General features: G+C 70.5%; 25 protein-coding genes. 13 read left to right on the top strand and 12 right to left on the bottom strand.

Going from position 1 to position 26,640, the window contains the following annotated elements; genetic code table 11:
• Nucleotides 1–33: 33 nt before the first annotated feature.
• The 5 genes from AB0M73_RS31410 to AB0M73_RS31390 all read left to right on the top strand — a co-directional run bounded on the left by AB0M73_RS31410 (nt 34) and on the right by AB0M73_RS31390 (nt 2,901).
• The gene (locus AB0M73_RS31410; RefSeq protein WP_363898089.1) at nt 34–408 is read left to right on the top strand and encodes a PH domain-containing protein; all 375 of its coding nucleotides are present in this window, start codon (nt 34–36) and stop codon (nt 406–408) included.
• Between the two features lie 8 nt (nt 409–416).
• Nucleotides 417–1,010 carry a hypothetical protein gene (locus tag AB0M73_RS31405; protein WP_363898086.1) on the top strand — a complete coding sequence of 198 codons (594 nt, stop codon included), beginning with the start codon at nt 417–419 and terminating at the stop codon, nt 1,008–1,010.
• Nucleotides 1,011–1,135: 125 nt separating this feature from the next.
• Nucleotides 1,136–1,684 carry a hypothetical protein gene (locus AB0M73_RS31400; protein WP_363898083.1) on the top strand — a complete coding sequence of 183 codons (549 nt, stop codon included), beginning with the start codon at nt 1,136–1,138 and terminating at the stop codon, nt 1,682–1,684.
• On the top strand, nt 1,684–2,433 hold the full coding sequence (locus tag AB0M73_RS31395; protein ID WP_363898080.1) for a hypothetical protein: 750 nt from the start codon (nt 1,684–1,686) through the stop codon (nt 2,431–2,433). The genes AB0M73_RS31400 and AB0M73_RS31395 overlap by 1 nt, the downstream gene beginning before the upstream one ends.
• 96 nt (nt 2,434–2,529) lie before the next feature.
• Entirely contained in the window at nt 2,530–2,901 is a 372-nt protein-coding gene (locus tag AB0M73_RS31390) for a YccF domain-containing protein (protein ID WP_363898077.1), read from the top strand.
• Here AB0M73_RS31390 and AB0M73_RS31385 read toward each other — a convergent pair.
• From AB0M73_RS31385 to AB0M73_RS31375, 3 genes are all read right to left on the bottom strand, one after another.
• Nucleotides 2,863–3,300 carry a sigma factor gene (locus AB0M73_RS31385; RefSeq protein ID WP_363898074.1) on the bottom strand — a complete coding sequence of 146 codons (438 nt, stop codon included), beginning with the start codon at nt 3,298–3,300 and terminating at the stop codon, nt 2,863–2,865. The two genes, AB0M73_RS31390 and AB0M73_RS31385, sit on opposite strands and share 39 nt — an antisense overlap.
• Before the next feature lie 53 nt (nt 3,301–3,353).
• Nucleotides 3,354–5,771, bottom strand: a complete 2,418-nt coding sequence (locus tag AB0M73_RS31380) for a LuxR C-terminal-related transcriptional regulator (RefSeq protein ID WP_363898112.1) — start codon at nt 5,769–5,771, stop codon at nt 3,354–3,356.
• A gap of 172 nt (nt 5,772–5,943) precedes the next feature.
• Nucleotides 5,944–7,074, bottom strand: coding sequence for an NAD(P)/FAD-dependent oxidoreductase (locus AB0M73_RS31375; RefSeq protein WP_363898071.1), 1,131 nt, complete (start codon nt 7,072–7,074; stop codon nt 5,944–5,946).
• A 33-nt stretch (nt 7,075–7,107) separates the two neighbouring features.
• Between AB0M73_RS31375 and AB0M73_RS31370 the strand changes: the two genes are divergently transcribed.
• A complete protein-coding gene (locus AB0M73_RS31370; RefSeq protein ID WP_363898068.1) occupies nt 7,108–8,241 on the top strand; it encodes a CaiB/BaiF CoA-transferase family protein in 1,134 nt (377 codons plus the stop codon).
• A gap of 7 nt (nt 8,242–8,248) precedes the next feature.
• On the opposite strand, the gene AB0M73_RS31365 is transcribed toward AB0M73_RS31370, so the two are convergent.
• Nucleotides 8,249–9,133 carry a TIGR03854 family LLM class F420-dependent oxidoreductase gene (locus tag AB0M73_RS31365; RefSeq protein WP_363898109.1) on the bottom strand — a complete coding sequence of 295 codons (885 nt, stop codon included), beginning with the start codon at nt 9,131–9,133 and terminating at the stop codon, nt 8,249–8,251.
• An 88-nt stretch (nt 9,134–9,221) separates the two neighbouring features.
• Here AB0M73_RS31365 and AB0M73_RS31360 point away from each other — a divergent pair, with 88 nt between their 5' ends.
• On the top strand, nt 9,222–10,676 hold the full coding sequence (locus tag AB0M73_RS31360; RefSeq protein ID WP_363898065.1) for a gamma-glutamyltransferase: 1,455 nt from the start codon (nt 9,222–9,224) through the stop codon (nt 10,674–10,676).
• Here the strand turns inward: AB0M73_RS31360 and AB0M73_RS31355 are convergent.
• The 5 genes from AB0M73_RS31355 to cysC form a co-directional block, all read right to left on the bottom strand.
• The gene (locus tag AB0M73_RS31355) at nt 10,673–11,053 is read right to left on the bottom strand and encodes a DUF427 domain-containing protein (protein ID WP_043716310.1); all 381 of its coding nucleotides are present in this window, start codon (nt 11,051–11,053) and stop codon (nt 10,673–10,675) included. The genes AB0M73_RS31360 and AB0M73_RS31355 overlap by 4 nt on opposite strands.
• A gap of 54 nt (nt 11,054–11,107) precedes the next feature.
• Entirely contained in the window at nt 11,108–12,292 is a 1,185-nt protein-coding gene (locus AB0M73_RS31350; protein ID WP_363898061.1) for a hypothetical protein, read from the bottom strand.
• A gap of 11 nt (nt 12,293–12,303) precedes the next feature.
• Nucleotides 12,304–13,488: a hypothetical protein gene (locus AB0M73_RS31345; protein WP_363898058.1), complete on the bottom strand. Its 1,185-nt coding sequence runs from the start codon at nt 13,486–13,488 to the stop codon at nt 12,304–12,306.
• Between the two features lie 11 nt (nt 13,489–13,499).
• Nucleotides 13,500–14,693, bottom strand: coding sequence for a hypothetical protein (locus AB0M73_RS31340; RefSeq protein ID WP_363898055.1), 1,194 nt, complete (start codon nt 14,691–14,693; stop codon nt 13,500–13,502).
• A 66-nt stretch (nt 14,694–14,759) separates the two neighbouring features.
• Nucleotides 14,760–15,296 (bottom strand): adenylyl-sulfate kinase, encoded by a 537-nt coding sequence (gene cysC, locus AB0M73_RS31335; protein WP_363898052.1) that lies wholly within the window; start codon nt 15,294–15,296, stop codon nt 14,760–14,762.
• A 114-nt stretch (nt 15,297–15,410) separates the two neighbouring features.
• On the opposite strand from cysC, the gene AB0M73_RS31330 reads away from it, so the two are divergent.
• A complete protein-coding gene (locus tag AB0M73_RS31330; protein ID WP_363898049.1) occupies nt 15,411–16,544 on the top strand; it encodes a hypothetical protein in 1,134 nt (377 codons plus the stop codon).
• A 37-nt stretch (nt 16,545–16,581) separates the two neighbouring features.
• A complete protein-coding gene (locus tag AB0M73_RS31325; protein ID WP_363898046.1) occupies nt 16,582–18,501 on the top strand; it encodes an acyl-CoA dehydrogenase in 1,920 nt (639 codons plus the stop codon).
• Here the strand turns inward: AB0M73_RS31325 and AB0M73_RS31320 are convergent.
• On the bottom strand, nt 18,480–19,013 hold the full coding sequence (locus AB0M73_RS31320) for a carboxymuconolactone decarboxylase family protein (protein ID WP_363898106.1): 534 nt from the start codon (nt 19,011–19,013) through the stop codon (nt 18,480–18,482). The genes AB0M73_RS31325 and AB0M73_RS31320 overlap by 22 nt on opposite strands.
• A gap of 71 nt (nt 19,014–19,084) precedes the next feature.
• Here AB0M73_RS31320 and AB0M73_RS31315 point away from each other — a divergent pair, with 71 nt between their 5' ends.
• The 4 genes from AB0M73_RS31315 to AB0M73_RS31300 all read left to right on the top strand — a co-directional run bounded on the left by AB0M73_RS31315 (nt 19,085) and on the right by AB0M73_RS31300 (nt 22,785).
• Entirely contained in the window at nt 19,085–19,561 is a 477-nt protein-coding gene (locus AB0M73_RS31315; RefSeq protein WP_363898044.1) for a MarR family winged helix-turn-helix transcriptional regulator, read from the top strand.
• Nucleotides 19,562–19,627: 66 nt separating this feature from the next.
• The gene (locus tag AB0M73_RS31310) at nt 19,628–20,689 is read left to right on the top strand and encodes an FAD-dependent monooxygenase (protein ID WP_363898041.1); all 1,062 of its coding nucleotides are present in this window, start codon (nt 19,628–19,630) and stop codon (nt 20,687–20,689) included.
• Nucleotides 20,682–22,145: a hypothetical protein gene (locus tag AB0M73_RS31305; RefSeq protein ID WP_363898038.1), complete on the top strand. Its 1,464-nt coding sequence runs from the start codon at nt 20,682–20,684 to the stop codon at nt 22,143–22,145. Before AB0M73_RS31310 ends, AB0M73_RS31305 begins: the two co-directional genes overlap by 8 nt.
• Nucleotides 22,146–22,149: 4 nt before the next feature.
• Nucleotides 22,150–22,785, top strand: coding sequence for a TetR family transcriptional regulator (locus tag AB0M73_RS31300; RefSeq protein ID WP_363898036.1), 636 nt, complete (start codon nt 22,150–22,152; stop codon nt 22,783–22,785).
• A gap of 28 nt (nt 22,786–22,813) precedes the next feature.
• On the opposite strand, the gene AB0M73_RS31295 is transcribed toward AB0M73_RS31300, so the two are convergent.
• Both AB0M73_RS31295 and AB0M73_RS31290 read right to left on the bottom strand, forming a co-directional pair.
• Nucleotides 22,814–25,255: a protease pro-enzyme activation domain-containing protein gene (locus AB0M73_RS31295; protein WP_363898033.1), complete on the bottom strand. Its 2,442-nt coding sequence runs from the start codon at nt 25,253–25,255 to the stop codon at nt 22,814–22,816.
• A 594-nt stretch (nt 25,256–25,849) separates the two neighbouring features.
• Nucleotides 25,850–26,638 (bottom strand): hypothetical protein, encoded by a 789-nt coding sequence (locus AB0M73_RS31290; protein ID WP_363898030.1) that lies wholly within the window; start codon nt 26,636–26,638, stop codon nt 25,850–25,852.
• Nucleotides 26,639–26,640 lie beyond the last annotated feature (2 nt).

Genomic DNA, 26,640 nt, shown 5'->3' with positions numbered 1-26,640 from the left:
CATGATAACCGGTGTCATGGTTACCCTCGGTACATGATTGACTTCGAGAAGGCGACGCTGCTCAAGCTGGCCCGCATCGATCCGCAGGACATCGCCAAGAGCGTGGAGCCGCTGATCGTGCCCGGCGAGCAGCTGCATCTCGCGTTCAAGACGGTGCGGGACTTCGTCGTGTTCACCAACAAGCGGGTGATCGCGGTCAACGTGCAGGGCATGACCGGCAAGAAGAAGGACTACACCTCCCTGCCGTACAGCAAGATCCAGGCCTTCTCGGTGGAGACCGCCGGCCACTTCGACCTCGACGCCGAGCTGGACCTGTGGTTCAGCGGCCTGGGCAAGGTCCGCTTCGAGTTCCGCGGCGAGTCCGACATCCGACAGATCAGTCAGCTGATCGGCTCGTACGTGCTATGACCTGAGGCATGCAGAACCTGTCCCGCGGCCACGTGACTTCTGTTGCCTGCACCGTGGTTCCGCTCAACCCGGACGGCCTGGCGGCGCTGCCCGGCGGCTGGCTGGCGCTGACCGAGGACGGCCTGGTCCGTATCGCCGACGACGGCAGCCCGGACCACATCGGCGAGCGGGGCCACGCCGAGTCGTACGACCCCGACGACGCGATCGACGACTTCGACATCGGCCCGGGCATCCACGTCTCGCACGACGGCCGTTTCGCCGCCGTGGTCACGAATTTCGGCCGCTACGGCGAAGTGATCGACCTGTCGGACGGCTCGCTGGCGCTGGAGTTCGACCGGGGCGACGACGACAACTGGACCACCTACTACCCGGCCGCCTTCCTGTCCGACGGCACATTCGTCACCGCGACCGAGAGCCCCACCGGTCGGATGTGGGCCCACCAGGGCCGGCTGCACACCGTCACCGATGAGGGCATGGAGGTCTGGGACCCGGCCGACGGCGCGCGCACGGGGCTGCTCAAGGGTTTCTCACCGACCGCGTACAACCGTGTCGCCGGCGTGTTCGCCCAGCTGACCGGCGAGCAGCTGCGTACCTGGCGGTAACCCCCGGCCGGCGCAACGCCGACTGCTCCCCCTGGCCCCACTCCCCCTCCGAACCGGACCAACACACGTTTCGCGTGGCGAGAACCGGGCAATCGTCGGTGGTCACATCGACGAAGGAGGACCCCATGTCGACCACAGCCATCGTGATCGTGGTCGTTGTCGTAGTCGTTCTGCTGGCGGCCGGGCTCGCGGCCCGTCCCTACCTCAAGCGCCGGCAGCTGCAAGCGAAATTCGGCCCCGAGTACGACCATCTGGTGCGGGACAAGGGAGATCGCCGCACCGCCGAGCAGGAGCTCGAGGAGCGCCAGCGCCGGCACGAGAAGTTCGAGCTGCGCCCGCTGACCGAGGAGAGCCGCGAGGGCTACCTGCGCGACTGGGCGTGGGCGCAGGAGCAGTTCGTGGACTCGCCGCGCGGCGCGGTCCGCCGGGCCGACGAGCTGGTGGGCCAGATCATGCGCGACCGCGGCTACCCGGTCGAGGGCACCGAGCAGCAGATCGCCGACCTGTCCGTCGAGCACTCCAAGGTGCTGGGCAACTACCGCATCGCACACGACATCTCCAGCCGCGGCGACGACGACCCGCCGTCCACTGAGGACCTGCGCAACGCCATGCGCCACTACCGCACGCTCGTCGAGGACCTCCTCGACCACGCCACGACGGAACGGAGCAAGTGATGCCGCAGCAGCACAAGAACCCCACCACGACCGACGACATCGCCAACTCGACCAACACCGGTGCCACGCCGGCGACCGCCGGCACGCCCCGCGAGCGGACGGACCCGATGGACTCGGACCGCACCGACGCCGACCGTGTCGAAACCGATCGCGTCGACTCCGACCGTACGGAAACCAGCCGTGGCGGCTCCGACCGCATGGCCACCGGCCGCGCGGACACCGACAAGAACAAGGCCACTCGCACCGACTCGGACCGGATCTCCGGCGACCGGCTCGCCGACGACGAGAACCGCGTCACCACCATCGACGAGACGGCCAAGCCCGCCGACACCAGACTGGCCGGCCGGCGCGAGTCCGGCGCGACGCTCACCGACCAGCGCGAGCCGAATCAGGACAAGGCCAAGCACGAGACCCCGGTGCCCGGCCAGCGCAGGACCGACCAGGGCACGACCGACCAGGGCGAGACCGGCCCGGCCGCGGCGGACGTGCTGTTCGACGAGGCCGACGCGGCCCGCTTCCGCGGTCGCTGGCACGAGGTGCAGGCCGGCTTCGTCGACGACCCGAAGCGGTCCGTGCAGGACGCCGACGTGCTGGTCGCCGAGCTGATGCAGTCGCTGGCCTCAGCGTTCAGCCAGCGCAAGCACCTGCTCGAGGAGAAGTGGCGCGAGGGATCGAGCGCCGAGACCGAGGATCTCCGCCTCGCGCTGCGCGGCTACCGGTCGTTCCTCGATCAGCTGCTGGCGCACTGACCAGTCGGGGCCGCCACCCTGATGCCGACCCTGAAATGACCCTGGACCTCGCCCGTCGCGGCGCCACCGGTGGCGCCGCCCGGGCAGGATGGGGGCATGAAGACCCTGCTGAACCTGATCTGGCTGGTGCTGTCCGGCTTCTGGATGGCGCTGGGCTACGCCGTGGCCGGCGTGATCTGCTGCGTGCTGATCATCACGATCCCGTTCGGCATCGCGTCGTTCCGCATGGCGAGCTACGCGCTGTGGCCATTCGGGTGCACCCTGGTCGACAAGCCGTCGGCGGGTGCGGGGGCGGTGCTCGGCAACATCATCTGGCTGGTGGTTGCCGGCTGGTGGCTGGCACTCGGACATCTGGTCACCGGCTTCCTGCTCTGCGTCACGGTCATCGGCATCCCGTTCGGGGTGGCCAACTTCAAGCTGATCCCGGTGTCACTGCTGCCGCTCGGCAAGCAGATCGTCGAGACCTGATTTCGTCACGCCGCGGGCCGCCAGCGCGCTCCTGAACGCGTGCAGCGCGGCGAAGGCGTCCTTGGTGGCGGCGGCGCCGGGCTTGGGCGCGACCAAAACGTCACGGTGCCGGGGTGGCAGCGCGAACAGCGCGTCGGCGACGGCGAGCTGTCGGCGCTGCGCCACCGGCACCACGCTGTCGGTGCCCTCGCCGACCACGTCCTGCACGGTGCGGAACAGCCACAGCCGTGCCTGAATGTCCTTGCCCAGGTCACCGGCCTTGGCCGCGCGGACGAGCGTCTCCGTGACGACGTCGTCGGCCCAGGCCTGGCGGCCCCCGGTCAACCGGTTCGCGTACGCCATCAGCGCGGCCCCGTGCTGCTGGTACAACGCCCGGACGACCTTCTCTCCCCTAGCCATGGTTTTAGTTTCAACCATCGGCCGGGCCCCGGCATCGGGGAAACCCACAGGGCTCAGGACCGTGACGAAACCCGGCCCTGTTCCACCGCCCACGCCGCGACCTGGGCGCGGGTGCGCAGGTCGAGCTTCGTGCGGATGTGCAGCAGGTGCGTCTCCACGGTCCGCTCGGAGATCGACAGCCGGATCGCGATCTCCCGGTTGGTCAGGCCCTCCGCGGTCAGCATCGCCACGTCGCACTCGCGCTGCGACAGCGGCGAGTCGTCCTCGTCGACGATCGGCGCCCGCAACGAGTAGGCGATCGCCTGCTCCAGGGTCATCCGCTCGCCGGCCTCGGTGGCCTCCCGCGCGGCCTGCGCGCCCAGCGCGGCCCGAGCGGTGGCCATCGCGGTGTCGACATGCCCACGCCAGAACGGTTCCCGGCGCATCCGCCACTTGCGCAGCTGCGCCGCCGCGGCCGTGCCGAGCAGCAGGGCCCGCTTGGGCTCGCCGGTCAGCGCCGCGACGATCGCCAGGCCCTCCAACGGATACGTGGACGGCGCGTGCGCCTCCGGGCAGGCCTCGACGCTGCGCAGGAAGTAGTCGCCGGCCTGGTCGATCCGGCCACGCTCCAACGCGATCGCGCCGGCCGAGTGCAGGGTTTCCATCTGCTTCACGGGATCGGCGAGCTCCAGGTAGACCGGCAGGCTCTCCTCGATCAGCTCCGCCGCCCGCGCCAGATCGCCGCCGGCCATCGCGGCGTAGCCCAGATTGTGCAGGGCGACCGCGGTGTCCAGCGGGTGGCCCAGCGGGCGCACCAACTCCACGCAGCGCTCGGCGCACCGGGTGCTGCTCGGCATGTCGTCCAGTGCCTGGTAAATCAGCGACAGCAGCGTCATGCTACGGCCGAGCACCATCGGCCGGTCGCGCTGTTCCTCCAGCCGCCTCGCCTCCGCCGCGAGCTCGTGAGCCCGTTCGAAGTCGCCGGCGGCGATGTTGAACCAGCCCAGTTCGAGCAGCGCCAGGATGCGGTGCGGATTATCGGCCGCGGTGATCGTGAGCGCGGCCTCCAGCAGCTTGCGGATCTGGACTGTGTGCCCCTGACGCCGCCAGGCCCCGCCGAGCGCGGCCGCCAACACCGCCAGGCGCTCGTCGCGGCGCGCGGTCGTCCATTCCACGGCCGGCAACAGGTTGTCGCGCTCGTCGTCGACCCGCGGACCGTCGTCGTCCACCGTGGTCAGCATCTGGTCCACGTAGTGCGACTCGCTGATCGAGGACAGCCAGCCGACCAGACGGTCGTGGATCTCGTCGACCTCACCGGCCTCGGCCAGCTTCTCCCGCCCGAACATCCGGATCGACTCCAGCAGGCGGAACCGCTGCATCACCCCAGGCACGGCCACGACCAGCGATTTCGCGTCCAGGTCGGCCAGCAGCCGGAGCGTGCGCTGCGCGCTCGTGCCGCACACCGCGCCGGCCGAGTCCAGGCTGAAGTCGCCGGACAGCACCGACAGGCGGCGCAGGGCCTCCCGCTCGGTGTCGTCGAGCAGCTCATAGCTCCACTCGATGGTCGCCCGCAGGTCACGGTGCCGCGCCGCGGCCGTGCGCGGGCCCCGTGACAGCAGCTCGAACCGGTCGTCGAGGCGCGCGAGGATCTCCTCCACCGACAGCACACGCACCCAGCGCGCGGCCAGCTCGATGGCCAGCGGCATGCCGTCCAGGCGCATGCAGATCTCCGCCACCACCGGGCGGTTCACGTCGGTCAACTCGAAGTCGGGCCGGAGCAGCCGGGCCCGCTCCACGAACAGCTGCACTGCGTCCGAACGCGACGAGACCACCTCGTGCGGCAGCGACAGGTGGCCCACCCGCAGCACCGCTTCCCCCGGCAGGTCAAGGGATTCCCGGCTGGTGACCAGCACGCGCAGCTGCGGGCAGCCGGTCAGCAGGGCGTCGGCCAGCGACGCGCTCGCGTCCACGAGGTGCTCGCAGTTGTCGATCACGAGCAGTACACGCTTCCCTTGCAGCGCAAGGACAACCGTATCCACGAGGTCCTCGCCGGCCTGCTCCCGCACGCCCAGCGCCGACGCGATCGTCTGGGCCAGCAGGTGATCGGTGGTCAACGGGGCCAGCTCGACGATCCACACGCCGTCCGGATACGTGGCCGCCGCCCGCGCCGCGTACTCGGCGGCCAGCCGCGTCTTGCCGGCGCCGCCCGGGCCGACCAGGCTCACCAGGCGGGCGCGGCGCAGCAGCACGCCGATGTCGGTCAGCTCCTGGACCCGCCCGATGAAGGCGTCCCGGCTGGCCGGCAGCCGCCGCGCGGACGTGGCCTGCGGCTCCGCGCCGTTCCCGAGCTCGGCTTCGGCCGGCTGGTCACCGGTGCGCAGGCGGTAGGCCCGCTGCCGGCAGGCACGCGAGCAGAACCGGGCTGGACGCCCCGGTCCGTCGCCCCGCGACGGCAGCTCGTTCCCACACGTCTCGCAGCGCGTCGGTGCCACTGACAACGGCACTCCCTCTCCTGCACCCGTGGCTCGACCTTACCCGTGAAAGGACTGGCCATCGTAGCGGCCGACCTTCACGGCTCACAGGTGTTGCCCGTCTGCGCCCCAGATACCTGCGGTGGACGCTCGGGCAGACCTCATGGCACCCCGGTACATCAGATTCGGTACCTCAGATCGGCCGCGACCAGTCCAGCTGCGCCATGAGGTCCTCGTCCTGCGACGGCGTCGGCCGCTGCCGGGGCGGCGTCTGCGACGGCGTCCGCCCCGCCGTGAACCGGGCGCTCGTGGCGATGTTCTGCTCGACCCGGGGCCGGCGCAGGACCTCGTAGGCGTCCAGGGCCTCAGCCGTCACACCCAGGTCGCGCAGCGCTTTGCCCAGCACCACGGCGTCCTCCAGCGCCATCGACGCCCCCTGGCCCGTCGCCGGGGAGGCGGCGTGCGCGGCGTCCCCGATCAGCAGCATGCGGCCTTTTCGCCAGGGCATGCCCTCCGGCAGGTCCTTCGCGTTGGTCACCATCAGCCGGTCGGTCGTGGCCGCGATGATGTCCGCCGCCGGCGTCGCATCCGACCGTACTAACGGCAGCAGGGCCTCCCGCCACTGGTCCGGAGAGCCGGCGGCGATCTCCTCGACCGACAGCTCCGTCTCCGGCACGCGGCAGAACCAGTTCGTCTCCCCCTCCGGTGACACCGCATAGCCCATGGCCGTGCCGCTGCCGCGGATCATGTCGATCCGTCCCGGCTTGTGATCGGGCTTCGCGTCGGCCGTGTAGCCGTAGAAGACGCGCTGGCCGGCGTAGCGGGGGCTGGTCGGGGCGATGTGGTGGCGGACCGTGGAATTCAGGCCGTCCGCCCCGAGAACGAGGTCACCCGTGGCCGTGCTGCCGTCCTCGAACGTCACCGTGCCGTCGTCGACGCCCGTGAGTCGCTTGCCGTGCACGATCTCGATGCCACGCCGCTCGGCCTCCGCGCGCAGGGCGATGCCCAGTTCGGCCCGTCCGATGCAGCGGTAGTGGCGGAGCGGGTCGGTCTGCTCGCCGATCGGTGTGACCGCCAGCACATCGCCCGTGTTCGAGGTGACGCGCATGGACGTCAGCGGGAACCCCACCTCGGCCACCGCGTCGGCCGCGTCCAACTGGGCCAGCGCGATCATGCCGTTGCTGGCCAGCGTGAGGAACGCTCCGATGTCCGCGCCGCTGTCCGGATGCGCCTCGAAGACCGTCACCCGGATGTCCGCCTTGTGCGCGGCCAGCGCCGCAGCGGCGCCCGCGATGCCGCCGCCGATGATCAGGATTCGCGTCACTGGTCCATTATGGCCGTGAGCAGGGAGGTATCGATGCCAGGACCGCTGTCCGGACTGTTGGTCGTCGCCTTGGAGCAGGCCGTCGCCGCGCCGTTGGCCACCCGTCAGCTGGCCGACCTCGGCGCCCGCGTCATCAAGATCGAGCGCCCCGGCGTAGGCGACTTCGCCCGTGGTTACGACCGCACCGTGCACGGGCAGTCCAGCCACTTCGTCTGGCTCAACCGTGGCAAGGAGAGCGTCGAGCTCGACGTCAAGGAGGACGCCCATGTCCTGCACGCCCTCGTCGCCCGGGCCGACGTCTTCGTCCAGAACCTCGCCCCCGGCGCCGCCGCCCGCCTCGGCTTCGGCTCCGACTCCTTGGCCGCCCAGCACCCCCGCTTGATCACCTGCGACATCTCCGGCTACGGCTCCGACGGCCCCTACCGTGACCGCAAGGCCTACGACCTGTTGATCCAGAGCGAGGCCGGGCTCATCTCCGTCACCGGCACCCCCGAGTCCCCCGCCAAGGTCGGCATCGCCGCCGCCGACATCGCCGCCGGCATGTACGCCTACAGCGGCATCCTCACCGCGCTGTACGACCGCTCCCGCACCGGCCGCGGCTGCAGTTTCGAGGTCTCCATGCTGGAGGCCCTCGGCGAGTGGATGGGCTTTCCCCTCTACTACACCACTTACGGCGGCGCCGCCCCCGTCCGCAGCGGCGTCCACCACGCCACCATCGCCCCTTACGGCGCCTACCGCGCCGGCGACGGCACCGTCATCCAGCTCGGCATCCAGAACGAGCGGGAGTGGCAGCAGTTCTGTTCCACCACCCTGTTGCTCCCCCACGTCGCCACCGACGCCCGTTTCTCGTCCAACTCCTCGCGGTTGACCCATCGCGCCGAGCTGGATGCCGTCATCGACTCCGTCTTCGGCGGCCTGACCGGCTCTGCCCTGATCGCCCGCCTGGAAGCCTCCCGCATCGCCTTCGCCCAGCAGCGCACCGTCGCCGAGTTCGCCGCCCATCCCCAGCTGGTGGAACGCGACCGGTGGCGGACCGTCTCCACACCGGGCGGGGAGGTTCAGGCGTTGATTCCTCCGGTCACCGTTCGCGGGCAGGAGGCTTCCATGGGGGCCGTGCCGGCGCTGGGCGAGCACACGGAGGAAGTGTTGCGGTGGTTGGGGATTTGAGGAAGGCCTAGTTGTGGAGGGCCTCGGCCAGGGGCAAGAAGTGGCGCATGAAGTCGGACCACGCCACGGGGCCGGTGGGGCGGAGGACGAACTTGGTGAGGCCGGCGTCGAGGTAGCGGTCCAGGAGGCGGCGGGCGTCGTCCCAGCTGGCGGCGACGAGATCGGCGGGGTCGACGCCGGGGGCGCGGTCCGCGGCGGCGCGGGCGAGCTCGGGAGGGATGCCGTGGGGAGCGACGGCGAGGGAGAGGCCGTAGTGGTCCTCCTCGACGGAGCGGCCGGCCTCGGCGGCGGCGGCCTTGATGGTCTCGACATGGAGCTTGGCCTGCGAAGGGGTGACGAAGCTGCCGAGCCAACCGTCGGCGAGGCGGCCGACGCGGCGCAGGGCGGCCGGGGAGCTGCCGCCGATCCAGACGTCGAGGGGGCGAGCGGGGCGATCGGCGAGGGAAACGGCGTCGACCTGGAAGAACTCGCCGTCGAAGCTGACGGAATCCTGCGTCAGCAGGAGCTTGAGCAGCTGGAGGGACTCGTCGAAGACGGCGGCGCGGCGGCCGGTGGGGACGGGAAACAGATTCCACTCGTCGCGGCGGGCGGGGCGTAGGCCGAACACGGGCAGCACACGCTTCGGGGCGAGCCCGGCGAGCGTGGCGAGCTGCTTGGCCACCAGCACGGGGTTGCGCCCGGGCAGGACGGAGACGCCGGTGCCGACCTTGAGCTTGCTGGTGCGGGCCAAGGCATGCGTCATGCCGATCAACGGCTCGACGTTGGCGCCGTAGACGACCTCGGACAGCCACAGCGAATCGACGCCGGCCGCCTCCAACTCGTCGACGATCCCGGGGAACTCGGCGGCGCCGCCGCCCGGCCCGAGCCCGACACCCAACCGCACCTTCAGCACGCCCATGCCTCGGTCTTACCAGAGCGACTTGCACAAGTCACCGAACTTACGCTTTGATAAGTACTGCACAGATGCGAAGGGAGCGGCCATGGACCCGACCACATGGGACGCCGACGAGGTGCGCCGCTACCTGCTGCTGGGTGCGTCCCGATCGGACTCCGCGAGCAGGTCGGCCGAGGGCGAGCGGGCGATGCTGGTGGGCTCGACGGGGCCGTTCGCTCAGCTCGCGGGCCGGCAGGTGCTCGCGGCGGGCGGCAGCGCGGTAGACGCCGTCATCACGACGGCCCTGACCCAGATCGCGCTCGCGGCCGGAGCCTGGGTGAGCTACGCGGGCGTGTTCACGCTGACGCACTTCCTCGACGGGGCAACGGAATCGCTGACGGCCGGCTTCGCGCCCCCAGCCGAGGAGGACGACCCGACCAGCATCCCGCGACAACCGCACGCGAGCGGTCGCACCGCGCTGGTGCCGGGCTTCATGGCCGGCTTGCAGGCCGCCCACCGAAGACACGGTCGGATGCCGTGGGGCGACCTGTTCCAACCGGCGATCTTCGTGGCCGAGCGGGGATTCCCGGTCGGACTGGGACGGGCAAAGCAGTTCGAGTTACGCAAGGACGTGCTGCCGGCCGGGTTCCGGGCAGTGGAAGGCGAAGAGTTCCGGCAACCGGAACTGGCCCGCACGCTGCGGGCCGTCGCCGCCGAGGGCGCGGAATGGATGTATCACGGGCCGTGGGCGCGGGAGTTCGTCGACGTCGTGCGCGGGGCCGGCGGCAAGGCCACGCTGGCCGATCTCGCCGCTTACGAGCCGGTGTGGGCCGCGCCGGTCGTCGCGGACTTCCACGGTACCCAGGTGCACGCCGCCGGCGGCCCGAATCGCGGCGGAGCGACGCTGGTGGACGCATTACGCCGAGCCGAAGGCATCGGCGACCCGCTCGCCGACCCGGTCGCGCTGCGGGACCTCATCGGGATCACACGGCAGCCCGGGCCTCCGGGCAGCCACTCGGATTTCGTGCTGGCCGTGGACACGCACGGGGCGGTCGCCGCCGCGAGCCACTCCATCAACACCACTCTGTGGGGCACCACCGGTCTGTTCGCCGGCGGCGTCTCCATCCCCGACTCCGCCTCGTTCCAACAGCGCGCGCTGGCCAGGCTCGGCCCCGGCCAGCACTTACCCTCGCCGGCCAACCCGGCGATCGTGTTACGCGACGGCGTGCCGGTGCTGGCGTCCAGCAGCGTCGGATCCGGCATGCACGGCGCCACCGTGCAGTGCCTGCACGCCGTGCTCGGCCTGGGCATCGACATCGCCGACGCCGTGGGCAGGCCGATGTTCCACAGCACCGGTTACGAAGCCGGCGCCCCGGTAGTGATCGAGGACGGCGTCGACGCCGACGTGCGGCGGCGGACCGAGGAGCTGGGTCAGCCGCTGGCCGTGCGGCCCGTCACCGACGTGACCCTGCCCCGCGGTTTCTGGGGCGGGATCGCCGTCGGTGACCGGCTCGTCGGCGCCCGCACCCCGTACGGCGGCGGCACGGTCGAAGGGCTCTAGTCCTCGCGGACCTGCACGTCCACCACGTTCGGGTAGAACGCCACGTACTCCTTGATCTCCGCCACCGCGTCGAAAGGAGACTCGTACGTCCACACCGAGTTGTCCGCCGAGGTCTCCCCCGCGCGGATGCTGAAGTAGGAGGCGTCGCCCTTGTACGGGCAGTACGTCTCGTGCTCGGACCGCTCCAACAGCGTGAAGTCCACGTCCTTGCGCGGGATGTACCGGACCGCCGGATAGGTGCTCTCCTGCAGCGTCAGCGCCTCCCGCGTGTCCGCGATGACCCGGCCGCCGACCGTGGCCACCACATGCTCACCCTGGGCCGTCACCGTGATCGGGTGCTGCTCGTTCGGGATCAGGACCTGCTTGCTCGTCGCCATACAACGAGCAACACCCCGCTCCCCGCGAGTTGTTCCCGGGGAGCGGGGTGAGCATCAGGTCTGGTACGGCCCGGTCAGGTCGGAAATGATCACGTGCCGATCGGAGGTGTAGTAGACGTAGAACTCGGTCTCGGTGCCGTGCGCGGCGTCGTCCGGCGCGGCGAATCCGGCGACCCAGGCGGGACCGTCGACGATCGGGCCGGTGTCCCGCCACAGGAACCAGCGGCCGTCGCGCGTGCGCACGTACTCCAGCACGGCGCCGTCGGAGCCGGTGGTGAACATGTGCTCGCTGCCGTCCGCGTTCCACAGGTACTCGTCGTCGCCCGAACGGGGCTGGCCGTTCGGGTCGGTCGACCCGGTGACCACGGTGACGTCGGTGTCGGTCCACCGACCGGCTTCCCACGCCGCCTCGTGCAGGTGGCGGTCGCTGGTCTCGTAGCGGAAGGCATAGCGCTGGACGTGCCCGCCGCGCAGGAAGGCCATCGAGTTCACGTTGTAGTACTGCTTGTCGGCCGGCACCCCGACCCGCTGGTCCAGCCAGCGGCCGCGCTGCCCGATCAGCACGTGCGGGTAGTCGTCCGCGCCGATGTAGCCGATGGCCTCGCCGTCGGACTGCAACGGCTGGGCGGTGAGGTACGACCCGTAGTTGTTGCGCGGGTTGACCCCGGTCAGGGTGGTCAGGTTGGTGAAGGTCCAGTCCGCGCCGGGCACGAACACCGCCTCCCAGATGGTGTTGTTGCCGTGCCCGTCCATGAAGACGATGTGCTGCTGGCCGTCCTGCTCGTAACCGTGCGGGCCGCCGTCGACCAGCGGGCCGTTGTGGGTCGCGGTGAGGTCGATCTTCTGCCACGCCGGGGAGGTGTCGCTGGACCACATCTCCATCAGGTGGTGGTTGACGCCGTCGGCGTAGACGATGCGCGAGCTGTGGTCCCACGAGTACGAGTACACGCCGAGGAAGCCGTACACCGGCTCCCCCTTGAGGAGGGTGGTCCACGTCCAGGCCCCGCCGGGGGCGGCGGAGGCGACAACGAGGCGGCTGTCGGCCGTGTAGTAGGCGAAGTGCCGCTGGAGATCCCACGGCGTGCTCCAGCCGGCCGGCTGCATGTTGCCCAGCGGCGCGCCGATCGAAGCGGTCAGGTCCTGGTTGGTGAAGCATCCGTCGCCGGCGTGCGCGGCGGGGGCGGCGACCAACGCCGCCCCGACCGCCAGCACGAGGGACAACACCCAATGGCGTCGCAAGAGAAGGCTCCTCAGGCCTGGTAGGGCGCGGTCAGATCGGCGACGATCACGTGCCGATCGGAGGTGTAGTAGACGAAGAACTCGGTCTCCGTGCCGTGCACGGTGTCGTCCGGCGCGGTGAACGCCGCCACCCAGTCGGCGCCGTCGGGCACCGCCTCGGTGTCCCGCCAGGCGACCCAGGCGCCGTCCCGGGTCCGCACGTACTCCCGGGCCGCGCCGTCGGCGTCGGTGGTGAACATGTGCTCGCTGCCGTCGGCGTTCCACAGGTACGAGCCGTTGTTGGTGTCGGGCGCCCGGTTCGGATCGAGCTGGGGCAGCGCGGCGGCGATGTCGGTGTCGGTCCACCGGCCGCCCTCCCACGCCGCCTCGTGCAGGTGGAAGTCGCCGGTGGAGTACTGGAGGACGTAGCGCACGGAATGCCCGTCCCGCAGCAACGCCATGGAGTTCACGGCCGAGAACTCCATGGCGCCCGGCACCCCGACCCGCTGGTCGATCCACCGGCCGTGCTGCCCGGCCAGGACATGCGGATACCCGTCGGCGCCGATGTAGCCGACGGCCTCGCCGTCCGCGCCGAGCGGGGATCCGGCCAGGTTCGAGCTGAGCCTGGAGTTCGGGGGAATCCCGGCCCGCGAGGTCAGGTTGGTGAAGCCCCAGCCCGTGCCGGGCACGAAGGTGGCCTCCCAGATGGCGCCGGCGTCGTATTCCTTGAAGAACAGGTGCTGCTGGCCGTCCTGCTCGTAGCCGCGCGGACTGACTTTGGCCTTCGGCCCGTGATAGGTCTCGGTGAGGTCGACGGTCTGCCACCGCGGCGAGGCCTCGCTGGACCACGTCTCCATCAGGTGGCTGGTCGAGGCGTTGGTGTACACGATGTGCGAGCTGTGGTCCCACGCGTAGGAATACGTGGCCAGATAACCGAAGATGTACCCGCCGTTGGTGGTGGCGACGGTCCACGACCAGGCTCCGTCGGGGCCGGCGCTGGCCACGATCAGCTGCCGGTCCTCGCTGACGTAGGCGAAGTGCCGCTTCAGGTCCCACGGCGTGGACCAACCGGACGGCTCGGTGCGCCCGATGGGGGCGGCGATGGCCCCGGTCAGGTCCTGGCTGGTGAAGAACCCGTCGCCGGCCTGCGCGGTCGGGGCGGCGACCAACGCCGCCCCGACCGCCAGCACGAGCGACAACACCCAATGGCGTCGCAAGACAAAGCTCCTCAGGCCTGGTACGGCACGGTCAGATCGGACACGATCAGGTGCCGGTTGTCGTCGTAGTAGACATAGAACTCGGTCTCGGTGCCGTGCACGGAGTCGTCGGGGGCGGCGAAGGCGGCGGCCCAGCCGAGGTCGTTGTGCACGGGGCCGGTGTCGGTCCAGAAGTACCAGTGGCCGTCGCGGGTGCGGACGAACTCGTGCACGGCCAGGGTGTCGCGGTCGGTGGCGAACATGTGCTCGCTGCCGTCGGCGTTCCACAGGTACATGTCGTTGGCCAGATGCGGGGTGGCGATTCCGCGCGAACCGGTCACGGCCGTGACGTTGGTGTCGGTCCAGCCGGCCGAGGTCCAGGCGGCCTCGTGCACGTCGTCGTCGGCGCTCAGGTAGCGCAGCGCGTAGCGCTGGGTGTGTCCGTCCCGCAGGAACGCCCCGGAGTTCAGGTTGTAGTACGTGTTGTGCGCCGGCACCCCCACCCGCTGGTCCAGCCACCGGCCGCGCAGCCCGGTGAGCATGTGCGGATAGCCGTCCTGGCCGAGATAGCCGATGGCCTCGCCGTCGAGCCCGAGCGATGTGGCCGTCAAGGCCCAGCCGAGGGTGTACGTGATGTGGATGCCGCTCTGCGTGGTGAGGTTGGCCATCCGCCAGCCGATGCCGGGCTTGAACACGGCCTCCCAGAGTTCGCCGCTGTTGTCGTCGAAGCTCTCGAAGACGATGTGCTGCTGGCCGTCCTGCTCGTAGCCGTGCGGATCGAAGCTGACTGTCGGGCCGCCGTAGGTGGCGGTCAGGTCGACCTTCTGCCACGTCGGCGAGTTCTCGCTGGACCACAGTTCTATGAGGTGGAAGGTGACGCCGTCGCTGTACACGATGTGCGAGCTGTGGTCCCACGAGTACGAGTAGGCGCTCAGGAAGCTGGGATAGGCGTGCGTCGCGGCGGTGGTCCACGTCCACGCCCCGCCGGGCGCCGAGCTGGCCACGGTCAGCGAGGAGTCCTGGTAGTCGACGTAGGCGACGTGCCGTTGCTGGTCCCATGGTGTGGACCAGCCGACCGGTTGGTCGCCGCCGACCGGCGCGCCGATCGAGGCGGTCAGGTCCTGGCTGGTGAAGTAGCCGTTGCCGGCGTGCGCGGCCGGCGCGACCAGCAGCGCGACGGCCATGGCGAACGCAGCCGCCAGCGCCTTGGCCCAGTTGCGTGACATGGCGACATCCTGGCCAGCGGGCCGTTCGTCGCAAATACGCAGTTCTGCGTAGTCACGGCAGCAGCGTCACGGCAGCAGGCCGCGGTCGGCCAGCAGCCGCACGACCCGGTCGGCGGCGGTCGGCACGTCCATGCCGGTCGTGTCCAGCCGCAGATCGGGTGCGGACGGCGCCTCGTACGGATCGTCCACACCGGTCAGCCCGTGCAGCTCGCCCCGGGATGCGCGGTCGTACAGCCCTTTCGGGTCCCGACGGGCGCACTCGGCCAGCGGCGTGGCGACATGAACCTCCAGATAGGTGGAGCCCCGGTCCACGTGCCGGCGGCGCACGCACTCCCGTGCCCGGGCGTAGGGCGCGATCACCGGCACCAGCGCGACAACTCCGTTGCGGGCCAGCAACTCCGCGATGTAGCCGACGCGGCAGACGTGCCGGTCGCGGTCCTGCGCCGAGAAGCCCAGCTCACTGGAGACGGTGGCGCGCAGCTCGTCCCCGTCGAGCACCTCGGCGGGACCGTCCACAAGGGACTCGACCGCCCGCGCGATGGTGGATTTGCCGGCTCCGGACAGTCCGGTGAACCAGATCGTCGCGCCATGGGCCAGTCGCATGCCGGCCACCGTAGCCACGCCTTCCGACGGGGTCACGGTTTCTTAGGCGAATCGTAGAGAACTGCCAGCACACCGACAGGGAAAGTTGTCATTGGGCAACTACGCTGCGCGGCCATGACCCCACGCGTGCACCTGCACGTCGGCCTGCCCAAGACCGGCACCACCCACCTGCAGAACATGCTCTGGCACAACAGGGAAACCGCCGCCGAACAGGGTCTGCTCTTCCCCGGCTACGTCCACGCGGCACACTTCCACGCCGCCGTCGACCTGCAACGGGAGCGCTATCCCGACTGGATCACGCCGCTGACCGACCAGGCCTGGAACCGCCTGGTGGCCCATGTCCGGGCCTGGCCGGGGGATTCCGTCATCTCCAGCGAGCTGCTGGCCACGGCCACCGAGAGACAGGCCGACCGGGCGTTACGCAGCCTGGACTTCGCCGAGGTGCACGTGGTCTGCACCGCCCGTGACCTGGCCCGCCAGATTCCCTCGATGTGGCAGGAGAACACCCGCAACCGCCGCACCGAGCGCTACGACGAGTTCCTCGCGGCGATCCGCGGCGACGGCGGGCATGCGCTGCACGAGCTGTTCTGGAGTTACCAGGATCTCCCCCGCGTGCTGGCCAAGTGGGGTCGAAACCTGCCGCCGCAGCGGGTGCATGTCGTGACGGTGCCGGCCAGGGGACCCGGCCTGTGGCATCGATACGCTTCGATGCTGGATGTCGACCCGGATCGCTTCGCCAATCCGGATGATCACGACAACCACTCGCTCGGCACGCCGGAAACCGAGCTGCTGCGGCGGGTCAACGTCGCGGTGGAGCGCAGGGTCGGCTGGCCGCAGTACGACGCCGTGATCAAGGACTATCTCGCGCACAAGATCCTTGCCGCTCACGGCAACGGAAAGGTCGCACTGCCGGCCTCGGAGCTGCCGTGGGTGCGGGATCGCGCCGAGCAGGTTGTCACGGCGATCGAGCGCGCGGGCTACGACGTCATCGGAGATCTCGACGACCTGCTGCCGGCCATCACGACGGCATCGCCGGCCGCGCCGACCGACGCCGAGTTGCTGGACACGGCGGTCGCCGCCCTCGCGGACCTCGTCGCGCGCATGCGGAACAACCCGGACCGCGACACGCCGACCGAGCAGGTGCGGCGGCTGCTGCGCGGGTTCAGCGAACAGCACCCACCGGTGATGGCCCTGCGCGAGCTGTACTGGAAGGGCAAGGCCCAGCTGTCCTGGGCCCGCCGCCGGTGATCCTGCACGAAATGCCGACGCTGGTTAGGCTCGGCCCGTGGAGCCGAGTGCGATCACCGAGATCCTCGACGGGCGGTGGGCCGCGCTGCGGCGCACGGTCCGGGAGCAGCTGGCCGGCGTCGAGTACCGCGACACCAGCGGCCTGAGCACGGAAGAACACCGCGCGCTGGTGTTCGAGCAGCTGCATGCCCTGGCCAAGACCGACGGCCCGAAGCTGGGCTTCGACCGCGAGTACGGTGGCGGTGGCGACATCGGCGGCTCGGTGGTGGCGTTCGAGACACTGGGCTTCGGCGACCTGTCGCTGATGGTGAAGGCCGGCGTGCAGTGGGGGCTGTTCGGCGGGGCCGTACAGCTGCTCGGCACGCGCCGGCACCACGAGCGCTACCTGCCCGACATCATCGATCTGACGCTGCCGGGCTGCTTCGCCATGACCGAGACCGGCCACGGCTCGGATGTGCAGCACCTGCGCACGACCGCCACCTTCGACGGCGGCGAGTTCGTCATCCACACGCCACACCAGTCCGCTCGCAAGGACTACATCGGCAACGCGGCGCGGGACGGCCGCGCGGCGGTGGTGTTCGCACAGCTGATCACCGACGGCCGCGGTCGCGGCGTGCACGCCTTCGTGGTGCCGATCCGTGACGCTGAGGGCAATCCTATGCCCGGTGTGTCCATTGGTGACTGTGGACGCAAGGGCGGCCTCAACGGCGTCGACAACGGACGACTGACGTTCACCGAGGTCCGCGTGCCGCGGGACAACCTGCTCGACCACTACGGGCAGGTCGACGCGGACGGGGCCTACCGCAGCCCGATCGAGAGCGACAACAAGCGCTTCTTCACCATGCTGGGCACGCTGATCCGGGGCCGGATCAGCGTGGCGGGCAGCGCCGGCAGCGCGGCCAAACGCGCGCTCACCGTCGCCGTCCGCTACGCCGACACCCGCCGCCAGTTCAACCGCCCGGACGACCAGCGCGAGGTCGTGCTGCTGGATTACCAGGCGCACCAACGAAAGCTGCTCCCGGCCCTGGCCACCTCCTATGCGCTGCACTTCGCCCAGGACAGTCTCACCCAGGCGCTGCACGACATCCAGAGCACGACCGAACCGGACGAGCGCCGGCAGCGTGAGCTCGAATCCCACGCCGCCGGCATCAAGGCACTGTCCACCTGGCACGCCACCGCCGCGATCCAGACCTGCCGCGAAGCCTGCGGCGGGGCCGGCTACCTGGCCGAGAACCTGCTGACCACACTGAAGGCCGACACGGACGTGTTCACCACGTTCGAGGGCGACAACACGGTGCTGCTCCAGCTGGTGGCCAAGGGACTGCTCACCAACTACCGCAGCCAGTTCGAGGAGCTCGGCACGCTGGGGCTGGCCCGCTTCGTCGCCGAGCAGTTCGTCGGCCTGGTGACCGAACGCCTGCCCAGCCTCAGCCCCGGCCGGGACGACCCCGATGTCCTGCACGACCGCGGCTGGCAGCTGCGGGCGTTCGAGGACCGTGAGGCGCACGTGGTGGCCGGGCTGGCCCGCCGGCTCCGACAGGCGGCCAGCGGCGCCGCGGATCCGTTCGAGGTGTTCAACAGCGCGCAGGACCATGTGCTGCGCGCCGGCCGCGTGCACACCGAACGCGTTGTCCTACAAGCGTTTGCGGACGCCGTCGAGGGGTGCGCCGACCCGGAGGTCAAGCACCTGCTCGACCGGGTGTGCACGCTGTACGCCCTGCACCTCGTCAACGAGGACCTGGCGTGGTTCCTCGCGCACGGCCGGCTCACGAGCGGTCGCGGCAAGGCGGTGAACGGTGCGGTCAACGCGCTGTGCGCCGAGCTGCGGCCCCACGCCCGCACCCTGGTGGACGCCTTCGCGATCCCGGAACGCTTCCTCGACGCGGCGATCCTGCGTGAGGAGACGGACCGGCAGGACGTCCAGTGGCAGCACGATCAGGCGAACGCCGCGAGCTGATAGTCCAGCGGCGCCTTGGTCATGCGGTTGGCGAAGGTGGACAGGGTGTAGGCGCCGATGCCCAGCACCACCTCCAGCGCCTGCTGCGTGGTGTAGCCGTGTTCGAGGAACTCCTTGAGCACCACGTCGTCCACGCCGCCGGCGGCGGCCATGACCTCGATGGTGAAGGCGCGCAGGGCTTCCAGCTTCGCATCGGGCAGCGGCCGCTGCTCGCGCAGCGCCGCCACCAGCTCGGCGTCGGCCCCGATGCCGCCGAGCATGGCCGTGTGCATGGCGACGCAGACGTGGCAGCCGTTGCGCACGGCCACCGTCATGATCACCACCTCGCGGGCGACCGGCTCCAGGGAAGTGGTCTCGAACATGGCACTGAGTTTGAGAAAACCGTCGAGCAGCTGCGGCGACGCCGCCAACCGGGCCACCGGGGCGGGCAGGTAGCCGAGCTTGTCGACGGTGGCCTTGAGCGGTCTCCTGGCCGCAGCGGGCGCGGTGTCCAGGGTGTGGTCGACGAACAAGATCTCCTCCAGCGGGACTAGGATGGTCAACGTGGTTGTCGAAAAGGTAAACCAGGTTGTCGAGTTTCGCAATGGGTGACCCGACCGGGGACGAGCCCGGCTTCGCGCTCCCCCTGCTGCTGTTCGCCGGCTTCCGCACGCTCATCGACCGCCTGCACGCCGAGCTGGCCGCGCAGGGGCACCCGGATCTGCGCCCGGCCCACGGCTTCGCCTTGCAGGCCATCGGCCGCGCCGGCGCCACCGCCAGCGAGCTGGGCCGACGCCTCGGCGTGTCCAAGCAGGCCGCCGGCAAGACCGCGGACCGACTGGAGGCGCTCGGCTACGTGGAACGCGTCGACGACAGCCACGACGCGCGACGCAAGGTCGTCCGCCTCACCACACGTGGCGTCGACGCACTGGTCCGGTCGGCCCAGATCTTCGAGGAGCTGCGGACCGAATGGGCAGCAGCGCTCGGCGCGCAACGGCTCCGCGACATGGAGGCCGGCCTGCGCGCGATGACCCCGGGCAACTTCTTCCGGCTGGACGCGCCCGGCTGGTTCACCGGCTAACGGGTTGAGCGATCGCTCAAGGTCGGCTACCGTTTTGAGCACTTGCTCAAAACGGGGGGGTTGGTCATGAGAGCGCTTGTGGTCGGGGGCGGCATCGGCGGCCTGGCCGCCGCGGTGGCCCTGCACCGGCGGGGCTGGTCGGTGCAGGTGTGGGAACGGGAGCCGCAGTTCGGCGAGCTCGGCGCGGGCCTGTCCTTGTGGCCCAACGCCATGCGGGCCCTCGACGCACTCGGACTAGCCGACCGGGTGCGCGAACTGGGCGCGGTCGAACGCGGCGGCGGCGTGCGCGACCGGTCGGGCCGCTGGCTCAGCCGGACCGACAACGCCGAGATCGAGCGCCGCCACGGCTGGCCGCTGATCGTCGTGCACCGCGCCGACCTGCACACCACGCTCCTCGACGCGCTGCCGGCCTCCGCGCTGAGGCCGAACACCGCGCTGACCGACATGGTTCAGACCGAGGGCTTCGACCTGGTCGTCGGGGCCGACGGCCTGCACAGCACCGTCCGACGGCTGTGCTGGCCGGCCGCCCCGGTGCCGCGCTACACCGGCAGTACGAGCTGGCGGGCCGTCACCGAGCCGCTCGACGATCCGCCGGCCGAGGGCGCAGTGACCTGGGGCGCCGGCGAACGATTCGGGTTCACCGCCATGACCGGCGGCCGGTTCTACTGCTTCGCAACCGGCCGGACCGCGCCTTACGGTCGACGGGGGCTCGACGAGCTGCGGGAACGCTTCGGCGACTGGCCCGAGCCGATCCCCCGCCTGCTCGCCGCCACGACCGCCGTCGTGCGCCGGGATCTCTACGACCTGCCGCCGCTGCGGTCCTATGCGGACGGTCGCGTCGCCCTTCTCGGCGACGCCGCCCACGCCATGACTCCCAGCCTCGGGCAGGGCGCCTGCCAGGCACTGGAGGATGCCGTCACGCTCGCCGCCGTGGGACTGGCCGGCTACGACCGTCTGCGACTACGCCGCACGCAGGCGATCGTCCGAAAATCGGCGCGGCTCAGCGCCGTCAGCCAGTGGAGTTGGCCGCCGGCCGTGCGGGCACGGGACATCGCCGCGCGGTTGACACCGGCCGCCGCGACCTTGCGCGCGATGGATCCGGTGCTCGGTTGGACCCTCAATGCCTGACTGGACCTACCATCCGCTGCGAGGCATCGCGGCCGCCCTGCTCGGCGAGCGGCGGTCGCAGCTGGCCGCCCTCAAGGTGTTGGCCACGGTCGGTTCGCTGCCCGGCGGCGGGCGGATTGTCGCATGTGGACTCGGCCACCGTCATGCCCCGCGCCGTCTCGCCGGGCAGATCGCCGGCGTCGACGTGCGGGTGCGGCTCGGGGCCGTGGTTCCGCCCGCGGTGGCCCGCCATGCGGTGCGGGCCTTGCCCTTGCTCGGCGCCGGACTGATCGAGATCGGGCCGGTGTCGTCGGCCGACGTGGGCCTGGTGCGGGACGCCGTGGCCGGGCGGCGGATCCCGGTTGTGGCCCGAACTTCCGACCCTGACACGAAAGCCGCCTTGGTCGCACTTGTCGACGCGGTCGTCACCGACGACTACGTCCACCCCCGGTCGGTACAGGAGGCGGTGCAAGCGCTTGCGGAACCGTCCACAGTGGTCTTTGCCACCCCCGACCTGCTGATCCGCGAGGGACCGGGCTGGTTCGCGCGCGTGATCGACGCCGCCGGCCCGGTCGGCGGAAGGCGCGGATTCTCTTGGCTGTGGGGCCTTTTCCTCGGCATCGGCATGATCGTCGCGGGCCTGGCGGCCGTCGCGATCACGCTCGGCCCGGTGCTGCTCTGGTACGATCGGGACTACCTGGGCGTCACCACGATCGGCCAGCACCTGGGGCATTTCCTTCAGCACGACCGAATTTCGCTGGCCGGTTCGATGATAGCCCTGGGGGTGCTGTACGTCGGACTGTCGGCGGGCGGCATCCGCCGCGGGTGGCCCTGGGCCCGCGAGGCACTGCTGGTTTCCGGCTGGGTCGGCTTCCCGACGTTCTTCTACTTCGTCGGCACCGGCTTCGTCGACGTGCTGCACCTCGTGGCCACGTTGGCGCTGTTCCCGTTCTTCCTGCTCGCCACCCGGCAGCGAGCGGGCGGGCAACGGCGTCCGCTGCCGGACGGCCCGCGACGCCAGTGGCGGCATGCCCTCATCGGGCAGCTGCTGTTGGTGGTCACCGGGCTGGGCATCGTCGTCGGGGGCGCGGTGGTGTCCGTCATCGGCCTCACGACGGTGTTCGTGCCGTCGGACCTGACCTATCTGCACACGACCACGGAGGTGCTGCAAGCGGCCAATCCCCGACTGTTGTCCTTCATCGCCCACGACCGCGCGGGCTTCGGCGGCGCGCTAATGTCGGCCGGCATCGGCATCGCGGCGCTGAGCGCGTGGGGATGGCGGCGCGGCGAGTCCTGGGTGTGGTGGACGCTCGTGCTGGCGGCGATCAGCGGCTTCGGCTGCGCGCTGACCGTGCACGGCGAGATCGGCTACACCGACCTGGGCCATCTCGCGCCGGCCTACCTCGGCCTCGCGGTGACGATCGTGGCCCTCGTGCTCGCCCGCCCGTACCTGTGCGCGCGCCGTCCCATACCGTGATCCCATGGCCGAAACGCGACAGCGCCTGATCGACGGCGCGATCGAGACGATCCGGCAGCACGGCATCGCCGGCACGTCCGCGCGCACCATCGCGGCCACCGCGGGCGTGAACCAGGCGCTGGTCTTCTACCACTTCGGCAGCGTCAACGACCTGCTCAAGGCCGCCTGCCTGGCGGCCACGCGGGACCGGCTGGACCAGTTCGAGCAGCGCCTGGCAGGCGTGGACGGCCTGCGCGACCTGCTCGCGGCCGGCCGTGAGCTGCACGCCGAGGAACGGGCGCGCGGCAACGTGCAGGTGCTGGCCCAGATGATGGCCGGCTCGCAGGGCGACCCGGAGCTGGCCGAGGCGACCGCGGCCGCGCTGCGGCTGTGGGTGGCGCCGATCCGCGCCACGCTGGACCGGCTGCTGATCGGCTCGCCGGTGGCCGACCTGCTCGACATCGCCGGGCTGGCCGAGGCGCTGTGCGCCGGCTTCATCGGCCTGGAGCTGTTCGAGGGCGTCGACCCGGCCGGGGCCGAGGCCGCGCTGGCCACGCTGGACCGGCTGGCCATCCTGGTCGAGGTCGTCGACGACCTGGGTCCGGTGGCGCGCAAGGCGTTGCGGGCCAAGCTCCGGAAAGCCGGAGCGGGCCACCCCTGAGGGATGGCCCGCTCCGTGGATCGGTGCGTCAGCTCAGGTTCACAGCCGTGTCGTCGATGACGAACGAGGTCTGCAGGCCCGAGTCCTCAACGCCGGTGAACGAGATCGTCACCGTCTGGCCGGCCAGCGCCGAGACGTCGAACGTCTTCTGCGCGTAGCCACTGGCCTTGTTGAGGTTGGAGTACGTCGCCAGCGTGGTCGAGCCGGCCTTGACGGTCAGCTTGTCGTACGCGGTCGACGCGGTCGTCTCGGCCGTGTCGATGTGCAGCCAGAACGACAGGGTCGCGTGGCAGCCGGCCGGGATGGTCACCGACTGGGTCAGCGTGTCGGTGTGGGTCGAGCCGTAGCCGTCCATCCAGGCCAGGTAGCTGCCGCCGTGCGCGGCCTCGCCGGCTGAGGCGTTGCTGACCACGCCCGAGGAGGTGCTCCACGGGGAGGCGCTGCCGGTCTCGAAGCCCGGGTTGCCGAGCTTCTGGCCGGAGCAGTTGCCGCCGGTGGTGCCGACGGTCCACGTGAAGGAGGCGCTGCCGGCCTTGTTGGCGGAGTCGGTCGCCGTGACGGTCACGTTGTATGTGCCGGCCGTGGTGGTCTTGCCGCTGATCACGCCGGTGCCCGAGGCGATGGACGTGCCGGTGGGCAGGCCCGTGGCCGACCAGGTGTACGGCGAGGTGCCGCCGGTCGCGTGGGCGGTGATGTTGACGGTGTCACCGACCAGGTTGGACTGGTTGCCAGGGTTGGTCACCGACGGGGCGCCCGGCTGCGTGGTGCCGCCGCCGGACAGGTTCGGCACCAGGGCGTCGGCCTTGGGCGTACCCCAGCCGCTGGCCTCGTCGTAGTTGGCCACCGCCTTGTAGTGCAGGTTGTCGCCGGTGGTGATGTCGTGGAACAGCGTGCCGTAGCTGCTGGACGAGCCCAGCTGGTACAGCGTGGACTGGACCTGGCCGACGCGGGCCTTGCCGGCCGCGGCCGCCTGCTGGTTGGCCAGCGTCAGCACGGACGCCCACAGCGGGGTGGCCGCGCTGGTGCCGCCGACGGTGCCCCACTGGCCACCGGTGTAGATCGAGTAGTCCGACGCGACGGCCGAGACGTCCGGGACCTGGCGCAGCGAGCTGGTGCTCACGCCGGGGCCGGTCTGCCAGGACGGGCGGGCGAACTTGCTGGACACGCCGCCGCCGCCGGCCCACTTGGTGGCCGTGCCCTCGTTCCACACGGTCTCGGAGCTGTAGCTGCCGCCGCTGCCCTCGGTCAGCACGGTGCCGCCGACGCTGACCACGTACGGGTCGGAGCCGGGGAAGTCGACCGCGAGGTTGTTGGCGTTGGGCGACTGCGTGCCGCTGTGGCGGTAGCAGTCGTAGGCGCCGGAGTCGCCGGCCGCCGACAGGAAGGTCTGGCCCTGGGCCGCGCCCTGCTTGGCCACGTTGTCCACGGCCGTCTCGGTGGACGCCGTGTCGTCGAGCTCGCACGCGCCCCAGCTGGAGGACACCACCGACACGTTGTCGGTGATGAACTTGTTCCACATGTCGATCTCGCCCTGGTCGCTGTTCGGGGCCTCGTAGACCGCGACATTGGCCTTGGGCGCGACCGCGTGCGCGACCTCGATGTCCAGCTCGACCTCGACGGTGCCGTCGCCGGCGGTGTCGTCGTCGCCGCCGCTGACCTTGACCACGGTCGGGGTCGGCGAGCCGGTGCCGTACTGCTGGTCGTACTTGCTGATGTTGGTCTGGCTGAAGTGCGAGAACTCCAGCATGGCCACGGTCTGGCCGGCGCCGGTGGTGCCGGCGCTGTTGAGCTTGTCCACGCCGTACGCGGAGCGCAGCTCCTGCGCGGTGTAGCCGCCGGCCGGGCCGCTGCCCGCCTTCGGCGCGTTCGCGTTGGGCGCCTCGGTGTAGTTGTGCAGCTGGTAGTGGTTGTTCAGACCGGAGACGCCGCCGATGAGGCCGGCCACCGCGCTGTCCACGGACGGGGCCGTGTCATTGGCGGTGAAGTCCTTGTTGGTCTTGTTGTCGTGGTAGCGCGACACCGTGGTGGCGAAGGCGCTCTGCACCGTCCTGGCCGGGCCCTTGGCGTCGATCAGCATCCGGTTGGAGGCCACGTCCGTGACGGTCAGGCCCTTGCCGGCCAGATAGGCCCGCACCTGGTCGACCTGCGCCTGGGTGGGTGCGAACCGGTCGCGGAACTGGTCCGGCGTCAGGTAGTGGTGGTAGTCGGCCGAGCTCGGGTTGTTCACGCGGGCCAGGAAGGCGTCCAGCCCGGCGGCGTCCCGGTAGTTCAGCGAGACGGCGACCTGCATCTGCTGGTCGGCGTTCACCGATCCGGTTCTTGTCGCGAACTCGAGGCCCGGGGCGGCGCTGTTGGCCAGCTGGGTGGTGTGCGGGTCCGTCTGCGCGGAGGCAGTGAACCCGGCGCCGGAGGCAAGAACCATCGGCGCGGCAACCAGCAGCGCCACTGAGGCGCGACGGGTCAGCTTCACGATTGCTCCATCCCTACAGGGGAGATGAAAATGGCAGGGTTTATTTCCCTCGGCGAGGGAGTTACCGGAACACTAACAGCCGAAGTTCCGCCAGGGAATGGATTCCCTACCAAGGTATGGAATCGCCCGTCACGGGTGGCCACATCGTGACCTGGTGATCACGTACATGACATCACCGGTGGACCCATGGTGACCGAATGGCCGGCAAAGCGGACAAAACAACGGTAATGACGCCCATTCTATGGGATGCGCGCCTTAACAGTCATCAACTTCAGCACCCCGACGAAAGGAGGTTGTGAAAACGCGGCCGCCGCCCGATCATCCCGGCCGGTAACCGGGCCCGACCAGGAGAACCGGACGATTCGCGGATGTGTCCGACACTATGACGGCGCCCGACGCCCGATCGGTTGCATGCCCGATGGCCGCCGCCGCGCCCGTCCAAGATCGGGGTGTTGACGATCATCGCGTCGCCGCCGTTCGTCAAGAAGGCGCGTTCTTATTCTTGAACGGCAGGAGTCTTTCCATTTCGACGCCCATTCAGAGCAGCGAGGGACCGGCGAATGCCGTAGCGATCGGCGCCCCGGTCACGGGTTCTCAGAACTGGAGGAAGACCACCGACGCGTCGTCGCGGGACTTGCCCCGCGGAAACGCCGTCCGGTCGGGATCGGCGGTTTCCGCCGCGCGCACCTCGTCGACCACCTGCACGGCGCCCTTGTCCTCGATGCGGGCGAACAGCTCGGCCCAGTCGCCGAATCCGAACACCTCGGTCCACCGGGTCGCGCCGTCCGACATCGCCGCCGCCGCGCGGACGTCGGCCCGCGGCAGGTGGCCCGTGACCGCCCGCTTCGCGACCTCCGGGTCGGCGGCCGCGGTGTAGAAGCCGCCGTCGGCGTTGCGAAGGCTTTCCAGGGCGTCGAAGTACTGGCGCGTGTAGCGGATCGCGCGCAGGTCGGGCCGGCCGGTCACCTCGTCGAGGCGGCCGTCCAGGATCGGCGTGACCGCCCCGTTGACGTCCAGCAGCAGCACCGAATCCGACAGCACCAGGTACTCGACCTGCCGGTCGTCCCACCGCAGGGCCACAACGGTTGCCTGCGGCGTGCGGCGGTGGCTCAGGTCGCAGGTGCTCTCGTGCGCCGCCGCGGTTTGCGCGATGGCGTCGGCCAGGCAGTCCGCCAGCGACTGGTCGCGCCGCTCCGCCCGCCTCAGCAACGCCGGCCCCAGCTTCTGCACGAACCACGTCACCGTGTGGATACAGCCGGTCTGCCCGTCGGGCGGCGGCGTGACGCCGTCCAGCACCAAGGCGGCGCCTTGTGGCGACAGCGCCGCGAAGTCCTCATTCGCACGGTCCGGTTCGCCGGGGACGGAGAGCAGGTCGGCGCGCATGC

Source organism: Kutzneria sp. NPDC051319 (assembly GCF_040682195.1).
Classification (GTDB): Bacteria; Actinomycetota; Actinomycetes; order Mycobacteriales; family Pseudonocardiaceae; genus Kutzneria.
The sequence above is the reverse complement of the archived record's forward strand: the minus strand, read 5'-3'. Positions and strand labels throughout refer to the sequence as shown.

Excerpts from the sequence above, each read along its gene's own strand:
- AB0M73_RS31410 (WP_363898089.1), top strand. The coding sequence starts at position 34 with ATGATTGACTTCGAGAAGGCGACGCTGCTCAAGCTGGCCCGCATCGAT.
- AB0M73_RS31405 (WP_363898086.1), top strand. The coding sequence starts at position 417 with ATGCAGAACCTGTCCCGCGGCCACGTGACTTCTGTTGCCTGCACCGTG.
- AB0M73_RS31400 (WP_363898083.1), top strand. The coding sequence starts at position 1,136 with ATGTCGACCACAGCCATCGTGATCGTGGTCGTTGTCGTAGTCGTTCTG.
- AB0M73_RS31395 (WP_363898080.1), top strand. The coding sequence starts at position 1,684 with ATGCCGCAGCAGCACAAGAACCCCACCACGACCGACGACATCGCCAAC.
- AB0M73_RS31390 (WP_363898077.1), top strand. The coding sequence starts at position 2,530 with ATGAAGACCCTGCTGAACCTGATCTGGCTGGTGCTGTCCGGCTTCTGG.
- AB0M73_RS31385 (WP_363898074.1), bottom strand. The coding sequence starts at position 3,300 with ATGGCTAGGGGAGAGAAGGTCGTCCGGGCGTTGTACCAGCAGCACGGG.
- AB0M73_RS31370 (WP_363898068.1), top strand. The coding sequence starts at position 7,108 with ATGCCAGGACCGCTGTCCGGACTGTTGGTCGTCGCCTTGGAGCAGGCC.
- AB0M73_RS31360 (WP_363898065.1), top strand. The coding sequence starts at position 9,222 with ATGGACCCGACCACATGGGACGCCGACGAGGTGCGCCGCTACCTGCTG.
- AB0M73_RS31355 (WP_043716310.1), bottom strand. The coding sequence starts at position 11,053 with ATGGCGACGAGCAAGCAGGTCCTGATCCCGAACGAGCAGCACCCGATC.
- AB0M73_RS31340 (WP_363898055.1), bottom strand. The coding sequence starts at position 14,693 with ATGTCACGCAACTGGGCCAAGGCGCTGGCGGCTGCGTTCGCCATGGCC.
- cysC (WP_363898052.1), bottom strand. The coding sequence starts at position 15,296 with ATGCGACTGGCCCATGGCGCGACGATCTGGTTCACCGGACTGTCCGGA.
- AB0M73_RS31330 (WP_363898049.1), top strand. The coding sequence starts at position 15,411 with ATGACCCCACGCGTGCACCTGCACGTCGGCCTGCCCAAGACCGGCACC.
- AB0M73_RS31315 (WP_363898044.1), top strand. The coding sequence starts at position 19,085 with ATGGGTGACCCGACCGGGGACGAGCCCGGCTTCGCGCTCCCCCTGCTG.
- AB0M73_RS31310 (WP_363898041.1), top strand. The coding sequence starts at position 19,628 with ATGAGAGCGCTTGTGGTCGGGGGCGGCATCGGCGGCCTGGCCGCCGCG.
- AB0M73_RS31305 (WP_363898038.1), top strand. The coding sequence starts at position 20,682 with ATGCCTGACTGGACCTACCATCCGCTGCGAGGCATCGCGGCCGCCCTG.
- AB0M73_RS31300 (WP_363898036.1), top strand. The coding sequence starts at position 22,150 with ATGGCCGAAACGCGACAGCGCCTGATCGACGGCGCGATCGAGACGATC.
- AB0M73_RS31290 (WP_363898030.1), bottom strand. The coding sequence starts at position 26,638 with ATGCGCGCCGACCTGCTCTCCGTCCCCGGCGAACCGGACCGTGCGAAT.